This window comes from Pseudoxanthomonas sp. PXM03, from assembly GCF_014852005.1.
In the GTDB taxonomy this organism is placed as follows: Bacteria; Pseudomonadota; Gammaproteobacteria; order Xanthomonadales; family Xanthomonadaceae; genus Pseudoxanthomonas_A.
The window spans coordinates 1,021,470-1,034,367 of record NZ_JACVAU010000001.1; the positions used below are offsets into that span (position 1 = coordinate 1,021,470).

Consider the following 12,898-nt stretch of genomic DNA (forward strand, 5'->3'; position numbering starts at 1 on the left):
GCGTCTCCACCGTAACAGCACACCGGCAGTCCATCGCCGGGAACACGTGGGGAAGGGCGCGAGTCCTTCCCCATTGTTTTTTGTGGTTTCCGTCTTGTGGGAGCGACGTGAGTCGCGATGGGCTGCCAGGGCCCTTCATCGCGACTCACGTCGCTCCCACAAGATGGCCTCCTCTCATGGACATCCAATGAGCGATATCGAATCCCTGTCCACCCAGGCGCTGGCCGACATCGCCGCCGCGCCTTCGCCCGATGCGCTCGAGCATCTGCGCGTCGCGCTGCTGGGCAAGAACGGCAGCGTCACCACGCAGCTGAAGCAACTGGGCGCATTGCCTGCCGATCAGCGCAAGGCTGCGGGCGAAGCCATCAATCGGGCGCGCGATGCCATTGGTGATGCGCTGTCCACGCGCAAGGCCGTGCTGGAAGACGCTGCACTGGATGCCCGCCTGGCCGGCGAAACCGTCGACGTCACGCTGCCCGGCCGCAACGGTACGCGCGGCGGCCTGCATCCGATCAGCCGCACGCTGGAGCGCATCGCCGACATCTTCGGCCGCCTGGGCTATGAACTGGCCGATGGCCCCGAGATCGAGGACGACTGGCACAATTTCGAAGCACTGAACTTCCCGCCGCACCATCCGGCGCGCGCGATGCACGACACGTTCTATTTCGGCGACGGTCGCCTGTTGCGCACGCATACCTCGGGTGTGCAGGTGCGCTACATGGACGCACACCAGCCGCCGCTGCGCATGATCGCGGCGGGCAAGGTCTACCGCAGCGACAGCGACCAGACGCATTCGCCGATGTTCCACCAGGTCGAGGGCCTGCTGGTCGACGAATACTCCACGTTCGCCGACCTCAAGGGCACGCTGGCCGAGTTCGTGCGCGCGTTCTTCGAACGCGATTTCGAGATGCGCTTCCGTCCCAGCTACTTCCCGTTCGTGGAACCGGGCGCCGAGGTCGACATCGCCTGGCAGCAGCCCGATGGCAGCACGCGCTGGCTGGAAGTGCTGGGTTGCGGCATGGTGCATCCGAACGTGCTGCGCAACTGCGGCATCGATCCGGAGCGCTACACCGGCTTCGCGTTCGGCCTCGGCGTGGAGCGCTTCGCGATGCTGCGCTATGGCGTGAACGACCTGCGTGCATTCTTCGAGAACGACGTGCGGTTCCTGCGCCAGTTCGCGTAACGGGCTCGCGCCTACTGCGGTTCCGGCATCACGACACCTGATACATGAAGACGGCGGGCCATGGCCCGCCCTACGGATCACGAACGATGAAGTTCTCTGAAAACTGGTTGCGCAGCCACGTTCCCACCCAGGCCACCCGCGAGGAGCTGGCGGCCACGTTGACCGCCATCGGCCTGGAGGTCGAAGAGGTCACCGCCCTGGGTGAGGGACTGGCGAATGTGGTGGTCGCGCGCATCGTCGAATGCGCCAGGCATCCCGAAGCGGACCGCCTGCAGGTCTGCCAGGTGGACGCAGGGCAGGGCGCTCTGCTGCAGATCGTCTGCGGGGCGCCGAATGCGCGTCCCGGCCTGCTGGCGCCGCTGGCGACGGTGGGTGCCAACGTGGGCGGCATCGCGATCAAGGCCGCCAAGCTGCGCGGCGTCGAGTCCAACGGCATGCTGTGCTCGGCCAAGGAACTGGGCATCGATGCGGACGCCTCCGGCCTGCTGGAACTGCCTGCCGATGCGCCGATCGGTACGCCGATCGCCGATTATCTGGGCCTGCCGGATGCCAGCATCGAGATCAAGCTGACGCCGAACCGCGCTGATTGTTTCAGCGTGCGTGGCATCGCCTATGACGTCGCCGCCTCGCTGGGCAGCGAGGTGAAGCCACTCGATGCCGCGCCGGTGCCGGCGCAAAGCCAGTCGGAACTCAGCGTCGAACTGGATGCCGGTGAACGCGTGCCGCGTTTCGTCGGCCGGGTGATCGAAGGTGTCAACGCCACGGCGCCGACGCCGGTGTGGATGGTGGAGCGCCTCCGTCGCAGTGGTGTACGACCGATCAGCTTCCTCGTCGATGTCACCCAGTACGTCATGCTGGAACTCGGCCAGCCCATGCATGCCTTCGACAAGGACACGCTGGAAGGTGGCATTGTCGTGCGTCCCGCGCGGGCAGGCGAGACGCTCGCGCTGCTCGACGGGCGCACCGTGACGCTCGATGAGGAGTTCCTGGCCGTTTCCGACGGCCGGGGCGGTCGCGCAGCGCGCGCTGTCGCGCTGGGCGGCATCATGGGCGGCCACGACACCCGCGTCACCGATGCCACCCGCAATGTGTTCCTCGAGGCCGCGCACTGGATTCCCTCGGCGATCATCGGTCGCAGCCGCAAGCTCGGCCTGCACACGGATGCCGGCCATCGCTTCGAGCGCGGCGTCGACCCCGAGTTGCCGCGCATTGCCGTGGAGTACGCCACCCGGCTGATCATGGACGTCGCCGGTGGCGTCCCGGGTCCGGTCACCCAGGCGGACCTGCCCGAACATCTGCCGAAGCCGGCGAGCATCCTGGTGCGCCGTGCGCGCGTCGCACGCGTGCTGGGCGTCGAGATTCCGGACCTGGAGATCGAACGCATCCTGCGCGCGCTGGGCTTGCAGGTCGTGGCCGTTGCCGACGGTTGGAGCGTGGTTGCGCCCAGCCGGCGCTTCGACATCGCCATCGAGGAGGATCTGATCGAGGAACTGGCGCGCATCCACGGCTACGACCGCGTGCCGACCACGCTGCCGGGTGGTGCGACCCGCATCGCGGCCCCGAGTGAGACCCGAGTCGAGGCCGGCACCGTGCGTCGGCATCTGGCGGCCCGCGACTATCTGGAAACAGTCAATTTCGCTTTCGTCGATGCCCAATGGCTGGCGCAGTGGAGCGCTGCCGATGGTGCCGTGCCGCTGGCGAACCCGCTCAGCGCAGAGCTGGCGGTGATGCGTACGCGACTGCTGCCCGGGCTGGTGGCAGCGTTGCAGCGCAACGCCGCGCGCCAGGCCGGACGGGTCCGCCTGTTCGAGATCGGCAACGTGTTCCATGCGCCAACGCAGGCGGGCGATGCGCCGGTCGAATCGCTGCGCCTTGCCGCCGCGATCACCGGCGAGGCGGCGGCCGAGCAGTGGGGCGCCCCTTCGCGCAAGGTCGATTTCCACGACCTCAAGGGCGACCTCGAGAGCGCGGCGGCACTGGCCGGCGCCACCCTCGAATTCCGCCCCTCGCGTGCCGCTCACGGCCACCCCGGCCGCTCGGCCGACATCTACCGCGATGGAGCCTGCATCGGCTGGATCGGGCAACTGCATCCGCGCCTGCAGCGCCAGTGGGACCTGGACGCCGACGTGGTCGCGTTCGAACTGGATCTGGTCCCGCTGACCACGCGCGCATTGCCGCGCGCCACGGAGCTGTCCCGGTACCCGTCCGTCCGCAGGGACCTCGCGTTCGTCGTCGCCGAGGAGGTGTCCTGGGCAGCGCTCGGCGATACGGTGAAAGCTGCCGCAGGGCCGCTGCTGCGCGATGTCCAGTTGTTCGACCGGTATGTCGGGCAGGGGGTCGAATCAGGTCAAAAGAGTCTCGCTATGGGCTTGATTTTGCAGGACAACTCACGCACTCTCACAGAAGACGACGTGGCGCAGGTAGTGGCGGCCGTCGTGGCCGCGATCAGCGCTTCGCACGGCGCGAAGATCCGCGGATGACCGATATGAAGGCAGTGGCAGGGCCGGTGACGGCCGCAATGGGGATGCAGTAGTCCATGGCATTGACGAAGGCGGAGATGGCCGAGCGTCTGTTCGACGAGGTCGGCCTGAACAAGCGCGAGGCGAAGGAATTCGTCGACGCCTACTTCGACGTGCTGCGCGAGGCCCTGGAACAGGGCCGGCAGGTGAAGCTGTCCGGGTTCGGCAATTTCGACCTGCGCCGCAAGAACCAGCGCCCCGGCCGCAATCCCAAGACCGGTGAGGAAATCCCGATCTCGGCACGGACGGTGGTGACCTTCCGGCCGGGCCAGAAACTCAAGGAGCGGGTGGAGACCTATGCTGGATCCGGGCAGTAACCGCGAGCTTCCGCCGATCCCGGCCAAGCGCTACTTCACCATCGGTGAGGTCAGCGAACTGTGCGACGTGAAGCCGCATGTACTGCGGTACTGGGAGACGGAATTCCCCAGCCTCGAACCCGCCAAACGCCGCGGCAATCGGCGCTACTACCAGCGGCATGACGTGCTGATGGTGCGGCAGATCCGCAGCCTGCTGTACGAACAGGGCTACACGATCGGCGGTGCGCGCCTGCGCCTGGAGGGTGAGGGTGCCAAGCAGGAGGCTGCGTTGAGCCACCAGATCGTGCGCCAGGTGCGCATGGAGCTGGAGGAAATCCTCCAGTTGCTCCGCCGGTGATGCATGGCGGCGCTCCTGCTGGGAGACGCCGAGAAATTCCGGCTATAATGCGCGACCCGTCGCAAGGCGGGCCGATCCGCGAGATTCGGGGCGTAGCGCAGCCTGGTAGCGCATCTGCCTGGGGGGCAGAGGGTCGTCGGTTCAAATCCGGCCGTCCCGACCAATCGCGGTTCGACATCAAGCCTGCGCTCACGCGTGGGCTTTTTTGTGCCCGCCGCGCGCCGCTGGCGATGGCTGGTCCCGTCCATCGTGTACAGGAAGGCCCATGCACCCACGCGCCGAAGAGCTGATCCGCACGTTGCAGCTGGTACCGCATCCCGAGGGCGGGCACTTCCGTCGCGTCTACGAATCGACCAAGCGGACGGAGGTGAACGGGATCGAGCGGCCCACCCTCACCGCCATCAAGTTCCTGCTGTCCGAAGGCATCGTGACGCGCTGGCATCGTGTTGACGCGACCGAGGTCTGGGACTGGCACGAAGGAAGTGCGATGGAACTGTCGATGTTCGATCCGGAGCAGCGCACGTTGACCCGAGTACAACTGGATACGTCGGCCCGAGGGGGGCAGTCCAGCCAGGTGGTCCCTGCGGGCGTGTGGCAGAGCGCGCGCTCGCTTGGCCATTTCACCCTGGTGGACTGCTCCGTGTCGCCGGGTTTCAGTTGGAAAGGTTTCGAACTGATGCAGAGCGGCAGCGACGTCGAACGCACGCTGCGCGAGGCCGGCGGCAAAGTCGCCTGAACGAATCCCCCCGCGGCAACGTGCCGTCGCGCACGATGCGTGGTTGCCGACGGCACACTCTGGAGGATTCTTCCGATGGAGTCTCAGGGATGCGTCTGTCGCTTTACGGGATGCTGTGCGTATCGTTGTTGATCGTGCCGGGCGCAGGTGCGCAGGAGGCCGGGGAAGCGCCGGCCGCAGCGGAGACTGGCGTGATCGAGATGGATGCCGTCGTCGTGGCGGGCGTGCAGCCGGGGCCGGGCCTGTGGAAGGTGCGGCGTGGCGACCATCTGCTGTACGTGCTGGGCACCCAGTCGCCGCTACCGAAGCACATCACCTGGCGTTCGGACGAGGTCGACCAGGTCCTGCAGATCGCGGATGAAGTCCTGGCTTCGCCCGGCATCACCGTTGATGCCGACGTCGGCTTCTTCCGGGGACTGACGCTGCTGCCTTCGGCCATGAAAGCCTCCAGGAATCCGGACGGGCAGAAACTCCAGGAAGTCCTGCCTGCGGATCTCTATGCTCGCTGGAGTGCGCTCAAGCAGCGGTACATGGGGCGCGACGGCGGTGTAGAGAAGAAGCGCCCGTTGATCGCCGCTTACCAGCTCTACACCGAAGCACTATCCGATTCCGGCTTGCGCGAAGGTGGAGTCATCGATCCGGTCATCGACGCAGCGCTGAAACAGCGCAAGATGAAGCGCACTCCCACGTTGCTGAAGCTCAAGCTGGAGGATCCACGCGCCGCGCTGGCGGATTTCCGGAAGGAAACGCTCAAGCCCGAAGACCTGGTCTGCTTCAGCAGGACGCTGGATGTCATCGAGCGCGATCTGCCCCATGTGGCGGCGCGTGCCAATGCGTGGGCGGTGGGCGACTGGCCCGCGCTGCGCTCGAGTTCCAGACAGGATTGGCAGCAGGCGTGCGCCACGGCCTGGTTCAATACCGAAACGGCGCGCAAGCGCGGCATCTCCGACGTCGAGGCCCGCATGCAGGCGCGCTGGATGGACGTCGCCGAGGGGGCCCTGGAAAAGAACCGCATCACGTTCGCCACCTTGCCCGTCTGGCAACTGGTCAAACCGGGCGGCTATCTGGCCGCCCTGCAGGCCAGGGGTTACGAGGTGGAAGCACCCGAATGATCGGGCGCCATGGAGCGATCAGCCTGCCGCAGTGAGTGCGGGCTGGCCTGCGCCAAGTTGCGGCCAGCGCTTCAGCACGCTGGCACGAATGCCGGCGGCATCAATGCCGGCTTCGGCCAGCAGGTCCTCGCGGCTGGCGTGGTGCTGGAATTCGTCCGGCAGGCCGAGATGCAGTACGGGCAACGTCACGCCTTCGGCGCTCAGGAGCTCGGCCACGCCGGAACCCGCGCCACCCATCACGACGTTGTCCTCGATGGTGACGAAACCCTCGTGGCTCTTCGCGAGGTCCATCAGCAGCGCACGATCCAGCGGCTTCACGAAGCGCATGTTCACCACGGTCAGGCCCAGGGCGCGGCCAACGTCTTCCGCCGCCGTCACGGTGGAGCCGAACGCGAGCAACGCGACCCGACTGCCACGTGCGCGCAGGTCGGCCTTGCCGATCGGCAGCGTGTCCAGCGTCGCCTGCGGCGCCACGCCGGGGCCGGTGCCGCGCGGGTAGCGCACGGCCGCCGGTCCGTTGAAGTGGTAGCCGGTGCTCAGCATCTGCCGGCACTCGTTCTCGTCCGCCGGCGCCATCACCACCATGTGCGGCACGCAGCGCAGGTAGCTCAGGTCCAGGTTGCCGCCATGCGTGGCGCCGTCCGGCCCGACCACGCCGCCGCGGTCGATGGCGAACAGGACATCGAGCTTCTGGATGGCCACATCGTGCACGAGCTGGTCATAGCCGCGCTGCAGAAAGGTGGAATAGATCGCGACCACCGGCTTGCTGCCTTCGCAGGCCATGCCGGCCGCCAGCGTCACCGCATGCTGCTCGGCGATGGCGACGTCGAAGTAGCGCTCGGGATACTCCTTGCTGAAGCGCACCAGGCCCGAGCCTTCTCGCATCGCCGGAGTGATCCCCAGGAGTTTCGGCTCCGCGGCGGCCATGTCGCACAGCCAGTCGCTGAAGATGTCGGTGTAGGTGGGCTTCTTCGCGCCGCCCTTGCTGACCAGGCCTTTCTCCGGATCGAATGGCCCCACCGCGTGATAGCCGATCTGGTCGCCTTCGGCCAGTTCGTAGCCTTTGCCCTTGGTGGTCAGGATGTGGAGCAACTGCGGACCCTTGAGGGTCTTCAGCGTCTTCAGCGCGCCGACCAGTGCCTCCACATCGTGGCCGTCGATCGGGCCGGTGTAGTGGAAGCCCATCTGCTCGAACAGAGTGGACGGCACGAACATGCCCTTCCAGTGCTCTTCCCAGCGACGCATGAAGCGGGCGGGGGGCTTCTTCTTGTCGCCGAGCAGCTTCTTGCCGCCCTCGCGCAACGCATTGAGGGTACGGCTGCTGCTCAGGCGGCCCAGCATCTTGGTCAATCCGCCGACGTTTTCGGAGATCGACATCTGGTTGTCGTTGAGGATCACCAGCAGGTTCGGCTCCGGCTCCATGCCGCCGGCGTGGTTGAGCGCCTCGAACGCCATGCCGGCGGTCATCGCGCCATCGCCGATCACCGCCACCACCTTGCGGTCGTCGCCCTGTTGCGCGAGTGCGATGGCCATGCCGAGCGCGGCGGAAATGGACGTGGAAGAATGACCCACGCCGAAGGTGTCGTACTCGCTTTCCTCACGCTTCGGGAATGGCGCCACGCCATCCTTCTGCTTGACCGTGTGGATCGTGTCGCGGCGGCCGGTCAGGATCTTGTGCGGGTAGGTCTGGTGGCCCACGTCCCACACCAGCCGGTCGCGCGGTGTCTCGAACAGGTAATGCAGCGCGACCGTCAGTTCGATGACCCCCAGTCCCGCACCGAAATGCCCGCCGCTCCGGCCCACCGACTCGATCAGGTAACCACGCAGTTCCTCCGCGATCGCGGGCAGTTCGGATTCATCGAACTGGCGCAGATCGGCCGGGATCTGGATGCGGGAAAGGCGGGGGTAGCGGTCGGGGTCGATCATCGGGCGCGAGCTTCGTCTGAGCCGTTATTGTCCCCCCCCGATGTGAAGTGGGGCAAGCAAGCGCGTGAAGCAGGCGTGTGGTCGGCCGGGACGGTTCAGCAATCGCCGTGAAGGCGAGGCGCCACGTTCAGGCGGAGAGCTTGGACTTCCTGGGCAGTTGCGCCTTCAGGAAGGCCATCTGGTCCGCCAGGATGTTGCGGTTGGACAGGATCAGGTGCTCGATCCAGCTGGGCCGGTACGGCACGGCGAGCAGGGGCATGTGCGCCTGCTGCGGCGTGCGGTTGCTCTTGCGCGAATTGCAGTGGAAGCAGGCCGTCACCACGTTTTCCCAGATATCCCGGCCGCCCTTGGACAGCGGCAGCACGTGGTCGCGGGTCAGGTGCGGACGCGAGTACTCATGCCCGCAATACAGGCACAGGTGTGCGTCGCGGGCGAACAGCGCGGTATTGGTCAGCGTGGGCGTGGGCGAGAGCGCATGTGCACGGGCATGTCCGCGGGACGCGACGATGGGGTGCAGTTCGATCAGGCTCTGCTCGCCGGTAAGCCGGGAGAGCCCTCCGCGCACGTGCAGGCAGGGGTCACCGAGCGTCCATGCCACGGCCCCGCGGGCGTACAGGCAGGTGGCGTCCTGCCAGTTGATCCAGTCGAGCACGCGGCCGTGCGCGTCGAGCGACAGCAGTCGCAAGGCGGCGGGGTGTGGACGGGGGGACGACGGAGACGGGACCGGTGAATGATGGGGACCGGTCCGGACCAGGTGAAGCTGAGCTCTGTCTGCTTCCATGGAGGAGCAGGTTATACCCAAATGTTGACGAAATGTGTATATCGCGCGGGCATTTCGTCGGAGGAGCGCGCCGACCGCGCTCCTCCACTGCCCGGATCAGTCGCCGAAGCGCTCGGCATCCATTGCCATCAGCGTGTCTGCCCCGGATTCGATGGCGGCCGCGTGCGCCAGCGTGCGCGGCAGGATGCGACCGAAGTAGAAGCGCGCGGTTTCGCGCTTCGCCTGCCTGAAGGCATCGCCATGCGCGGATGCGTCGGCTGCGGCCACGCTGCGGGCCCACCAGTAGGCCAGCACCACGTAGCCGGAGTAGAACAGGTAGTCCGTGCTGGCCGCGCCGATCTCTTCCGGGTTCGCTGCAGCACGTTCGAGCACCTTCTTCGTCAGTGCCGCCCACTCGGCCGCCTTCTGCTGCAGCGGGTCGATGAACTCGCGCAGCGCAGCGTCGTCCTTGTGGGTCTGTGCGAAGGCGTGCACATCGGCCAGGAACAGCTTCAGGCCCGCAGCTTGTGTCGACGCCGTCTTGCGGCCCATCAGGTCCAGCGCCTGGATGCCGGTCGTGCCTTCGTACAGCGTGGTGATGCGCGCATCGCGCGCCAGCTGTTCCATGCCGTGCTCGTGGATATAGCCGTGGCCGCCGAAGCACTGCAGCGCATGGTAGGTGTTCTCGATGCCCCATTCGGTCTGGCAGGCCTTCGAGATCGGCGTCAGGAAGCTGACCAGTGTGTCGGCGCGCTCGCGTTCCGCCGGGTCCTCTGCGTGGTTCGCGACATCGATCAGCGTGCCGGCATGCAATGCGAGCAGGCGGCTGCCTTCCACCAACGACTTGACCGTCAGCAGCATGCGGCGCACGTCCGGATGGACGATGATCGGATCGGCGGGCTTGTCAGGGGCCTTCGGGCCGCTCAGCGAGCGCGTCTGCAGGCGTTCACGCGCGTAGCGCAACGCATGCTGGTATGCGCGCTCGCTCAAGCCGATGCCCTGCAGGCCCACGCCGAGGCGCGCGGTATTCATCATGGTGAACATCGCCTGCAGGCCCTTGTGCGGCTGGCCCACCAGATAGCCCTGCGCGCCATCGAAGTTCATCACGCAGGTCACCGATGCCTTGATGCCCATCTTGTGTTCGATGGACCCGCATGCGACAGCATTGCGATCGCCGATGCTGCCATCGCGTGTGACCTTGAACTTCGGGGTGACGAACAATGAAATGCCCTTCGCACCCGCCGGCGCATCCGGCAGCTTGGCCAGCACCAGGTGCACGATGTTGTCGGTCAGGTCGTGTTCGCCGGCGGTGATGAAGATCTTGGTGCCGGTGATCGCGTAGCTGCCGTCCGCGTTGGGTTCGGCCTTGGTCTTCAGCAGGCCCAGGTCAGTGCCGCAATGGGGTTCGGTGAGGCACATGGTGCCGGTCCAGCGACCTTCGACCAGGGGCTTGAGGAAGACGTCCTGCTGCCAGGGTTCGCCATGCTGCTTCAGTGCCTCCACGGCGCCGTGAGACAGCAACGGGAAATTGCCCCACGCAAGGTTACTGGCATTCACCAGCTCGTTGAGCGGCACACCCATCGTATGCGGCAGGCCCTGTCCGCCGAAGTCGGGCGAGGCGGTCAGGCCGGTCCAGCCGCCCTCGACGAACTGCGCGTAGGCCGCCTTGAAGCCCGGTGGCGTGGTGACGTCGCCGGTGGCCTTGTCGAACGTACTGCCGACTTCGTCGCCGACGCTGTTGAGCGGTGCCAGCACGGTCTCGGTGAAGCGAGCGGCTTCATCCAGCACGGCATCGAGGATGTCGCGCGTCGCCTCGGTGTAGCCCAGGCGCTGGAACAGGGATTCCACGCCGAGCACGTCGTACAGGGCGAAGCGGAGATCGGTCAGGGGAGCTTTGTAGGACGCAGGCATGCAGGTTCTCGAAAAGGCATGTAGGGAGAGGCGGCGTGGCTCAGCGCAGCACGCCGTCCAGGCCGGGGACCGGGTTCAGTGTGCTGCGGGCATCGATGTCAAACGTGCGGGGTTTCGCCTCTTCCGGCGTCGCACTGGCACTGCCTTTCAATGCGTAGGGCAGGGCGCGGCGACCAGCGAGGGCATCGGCCACCACGATGCGGCCGGCGCTGCTGGGTGCGAATGCCACCGTGACCACGTCGGCCGATTCGGGTCCCACGGAAAGGCCCGGCGTGGCGCGCAGCTTGCCCGCGCTCTGGTCGCCGACCTGCACGTCCACCTCGACGGTGTCGAAACGCATCGGAATGCTGCTGTAGTTCTGCAGGCGCAGGTCCACGGACCACTGGCCGTCGGCCTTCACCGTGAGCTGCTGCACGCTGACGGCGGGATCGGAAACGCGTCGGACCATGCCATCGCCGCAACCTGCCAGCAGCGCGGTTGCCGCCAGAAGGGCCAACAGGGAAATACGCCTCGTCATGCCGCTGCTCCATGGGAGAAGACGGCAGGATACTACGGCGTATGGCGCCCCGGATGACACGATGCCATCGACCTCAGTCCTGTTGCACTGCGTCAGGCTTCCAGACGAAGGTCGCCACGCTCCGGGCGGGTAGCGTGTAGCCGAACGCGTGCCCGGCGTGTGCCACCGAAAAGTGGCGCGGCTGTTTGGCTTCATTGGCCACCAGCAGGACCAGCGACCCATCATCGGCATTGCGGAAAGCCACGTTGTCCAAGCCGGCAGTGGCATCGCTGGAGGCGATCCGGCGCGCCCCGGGGCGCACGAAGCGGCTCGCGTGCGCCAGTGCGTAGTACTCATCGGTGCGGGTGACCGCGCCGGTGCGGGAGTCGATGGTGACCACGCCGCGGCAGGTATGGCAGCCCCCCGCATAGGGACCGTTGTTCTCGTCCAGTGCCAGGTTCCAGAACAGGGCGCCACGGGCCCAGTGCCTCGCGCTGCGGATGATGATGTTCTTCATCTGCAGGGGCAGTCCCCCACTGCGCACGGGCTCCCAGTCGCCGCCGGAACACTCGGTCATGTACGCGTCCTTGTCGGGAAACGCATCACGCACGGGGGTCTGTGCGGAGACTTCGCCGCCATAGCAGTGCCAGGCGACCGCATCGACATGCGGATTCGCCTTCGGGTCGGACAGCACGCCGAGCGGTTCTTCCGGTTTGTCCCAGTTGTGGTCCCAGTCGAAGATCAGCGGGCCGGCGCCGCGTGCCGCGATCAGCGGCCCGAGGTGGTCGCCGATCAGCCGCGCGCGCGCCGGCGCATTGATCCGCATCCCGGGATAGTCCTTGGGTTCGTAGTCCGGCTCGTTCTGTACGGTGAGCGCGAAGATCGGGATGCCTTCGGCAGCGTAGGCATCCACGTACTTCAGCAGGTAGCGCGAGAATGCATCGTAGTACTCCGGCAGCAGGCGACCCTGGATCAGGCTGTTGCTGTCCTTCATCCAGCCGGGCGCGCTCCACGGCGATGCCATGATCTTCAATTGTGGATTGATCGCCAGCATCGCGCGTGCCACCGGGATCACGTCGCCACGGTTCGGTGCGATGCTGAAATGCTCCAGAGCGGGATCCGGCTTGCCATCCGGGGTGTCGGCCAGGCTGTAGTGGTGGCGCGAGAAATCCGACGCGCCGATGGTCAGTCGCGAGAAGCTCAGCCCAAGGCCGCCATTCCCGCGCCCGAACAGTTCCTTCAGAAGGGCGTCGCGCTGGCGGTCGTCGAGCTTGTTCTGGATCAGCCACGCGGATGAATCGGTCAGCGATGCGCCGAACCCGACCATTTCCTGGTAGCGCTGCGCATCGTCGACAAGGATCTTCGTTGTTGCAGAGGCATCCCTTCCGAAGCGTGTCGGCGTTGATGGCGCCAGCGCCATCGTGTGATCGGCAGTGGTGATCCACACCGCGACGTCCGGCCCCTGCGATGCGGATGCCAGGGAGGTTATGGAAGAGGCCAGCACGAAGAGGCTGGTGAGCAGCGTGCGGGATTGCTTCCGGGACGTGGTGTTCATGCAGTGATTCCTTCCTGTTGCAGGTGTCGATGCTTTCGGCGAACCC

General features: G+C 66.4%; 11 protein-coding genes and 1 tRNA gene. 7 read left to right on the forward strand and 5 right to left on the reverse strand.

The genetic code is table 11. From position 1 onward, the window contains the following. The first annotated feature begins 187 nt into the window (after positions 1 to 187). The 7 genes from pheS to IB223_RS04715 all read left to right on the forward strand — a co-directional run bounded on the left by pheS (position 188) and on the right by IB223_RS04715 (position 6,204). Positions 188 to 1,183 carry a phenylalanine--tRNA ligase subunit alpha gene (gene pheS / locus IB223_RS04685; protein WP_192200491.1) on the forward strand — a complete coding sequence of 332 codons (996 nt, stop codon included), beginning with the start codon at positions 188 to 190 and terminating at the stop codon, positions 1,181 to 1,183. A gap of 86 nt (positions 1,184 to 1,269) precedes the next feature. Continuing rightward, positions 1,270 to 3,663 (forward strand): phenylalanine--tRNA ligase subunit beta, encoded by a 2,394-nt coding sequence (pheT, locus tag IB223_RS04690; RefSeq protein ID WP_192200492.1) that lies wholly within the window; start codon positions 1,270 to 1,272, stop codon positions 3,661 to 3,663. A 56-nt stretch (positions 3,664 to 3,719) separates the two neighbouring features. Continuing rightward, complete coding sequence (locus tag IB223_RS04695) at positions 3,720 to 4,019, forward strand: integration host factor subunit alpha (RefSeq protein ID WP_055936063.1); 300 nt, start codon at positions 3,720 to 3,722, stop codon at positions 4,017 to 4,019. Next, positions 4,000 to 4,356: a MerR family transcriptional regulator gene (locus tag IB223_RS04700; RefSeq protein ID WP_056878218.1), complete on the forward strand. Its 357-nt coding sequence runs from the start codon at positions 4,000 to 4,002 to the stop codon at positions 4,354 to 4,356. Before IB223_RS04695 ends, IB223_RS04700 begins: the two co-directional genes overlap by 20 nt. A gap of 86 nt (positions 4,357 to 4,442) precedes the next feature. Further along, a tRNA-Pro gene (locus IB223_RS04705) sits at positions 4,443 to 4,519 on the forward strand. Positions 4,520 to 4,621: 102 nt separating this feature from the next. After that, complete coding sequence (locus IB223_RS04710; RefSeq protein WP_192200493.1) at positions 4,622 to 5,092, forward strand: cupin domain-containing protein; 471 nt, start codon at positions 4,622 to 4,624, stop codon at positions 5,090 to 5,092. An 89-nt stretch (positions 5,093 to 5,181) separates the two neighbouring features. After that, the gene (locus IB223_RS04715) at positions 5,182 to 6,204 is read left to right on the forward strand and encodes a TraB/GumN family protein (protein ID WP_225590808.1); all 1,023 of its coding nucleotides are present in this window, start codon (positions 5,182 to 5,184) and stop codon (positions 6,202 to 6,204) included. An 18-nt stretch (positions 6,205 to 6,222) separates the two neighbouring features. Here IB223_RS04715 and dxs read toward each other — a convergent pair whose 3' ends face one another. The 5 genes from dxs to IB223_RS04740 form a co-directional block, all read right to left on the reverse strand. Further along, positions 6,223 to 8,130, reverse strand: a complete 1,908-nt coding sequence (gene dxs, locus IB223_RS04720; protein ID WP_192200494.1) for a 1-deoxy-D-xylulose-5-phosphate synthase — start codon at positions 8,128 to 8,130, stop codon at positions 6,223 to 6,225. A 127-nt stretch (positions 8,131 to 8,257) separates the two neighbouring features. After that, positions 8,258 to 8,911 carry an HNH endonuclease gene (locus IB223_RS04725; protein ID WP_192200495.1) on the reverse strand — a complete coding sequence of 218 codons (654 nt, stop codon included), beginning with the start codon at positions 8,909 to 8,911 and terminating at the stop codon, positions 8,258 to 8,260. Positions 8,912 to 9,007: 96 nt separating this feature from the next. Then, positions 9,008 to 10,801: an acyl-CoA dehydrogenase C-terminal domain-containing protein gene (locus tag IB223_RS04730; protein WP_192200496.1), complete on the reverse strand. Its 1,794-nt coding sequence runs from the start codon at positions 10,799 to 10,801 to the stop codon at positions 9,008 to 9,010. Between the two features lie 40 nt (positions 10,802 to 10,841). Beyond that, on the reverse strand, positions 10,842 to 11,318 hold the full coding sequence (locus IB223_RS04735) for an LEA type 2 family protein (protein ID WP_192200497.1): 477 nt from the start codon (positions 11,316 to 11,318) through the stop codon (positions 10,842 to 10,844). A 73-nt stretch (positions 11,319 to 11,391) separates the two neighbouring features. Further along, complete coding sequence (locus tag IB223_RS04740) at positions 11,392 to 12,852, reverse strand: glycoside hydrolase family 30 beta sandwich domain-containing protein (RefSeq protein WP_192200498.1); 1,461 nt, start codon at positions 12,850 to 12,852, stop codon at positions 11,392 to 11,394. Positions 12,853 to 12,898: the final 46 nt, after the last annotated feature.

Excerpts from the sequence above, each read along its gene's own strand:
- IB223_RS04730 (WP_192200496.1), bottom strand. The coding sequence starts at position 10,801 with ATGCCTGCGTCCTACAAAGCTCCCCTGACCGATCTCCGCTTCGCCCTG.
- IB223_RS04725 (WP_192200495.1), bottom strand. The coding sequence starts at position 8,911 with ATGGAAGCAGACAGAGCTCAGCTTCACCTGGTCCGGACCGGTCCCCAT.
- IB223_RS04735 (WP_192200497.1), bottom strand. The coding sequence starts at position 11,318 with ATGACGAGGCGTATTTCCCTGTTGGCCCTTCTGGCGGCAACCGCGCTG.
- dxs (WP_192200494.1), bottom strand. The coding sequence starts at position 8,130 with ATGATCGACCCCGACCGCTACCCCCGCCTTTCCCGCATCCAGATCCCG.
- pheS (WP_192200491.1), top strand. The coding sequence starts at position 188 with ATGAGCGATATCGAATCCCTGTCCACCCAGGCGCTGGCCGACATCGCC.
- IB223_RS04715 (WP_225590808.1), top strand. The coding sequence starts at position 5,182 with ATGCGTCTGTCGCTTTACGGGATGCTGTGCGTATCGTTGTTGATCGTG.
- IB223_RS04700 (WP_056878218.1), top strand. The coding sequence starts at position 4,000 with ATGCTGGATCCGGGCAGTAACCGCGAGCTTCCGCCGATCCCGGCCAAG.
- IB223_RS04710 (WP_192200493.1), top strand. The coding sequence starts at position 4,622 with ATGCACCCACGCGCCGAAGAGCTGATCCGCACGTTGCAGCTGGTACCG.
- IB223_RS04695 (WP_055936063.1), top strand. The coding sequence starts at position 3,720 with ATGGCATTGACGAAGGCGGAGATGGCCGAGCGTCTGTTCGACGAGGTC.
- IB223_RS04740 (WP_192200498.1), bottom strand. The coding sequence starts at position 12,852 with ATGAACACCACGTCCCGGAAGCAATCCCGCACGCTGCTCACCAGCCTC.
- pheT (WP_192200492.1), top strand. The coding sequence starts at position 1,270 with ATGAAGTTCTCTGAAAACTGGTTGCGCAGCCACGTTCCCACCCAGGCC.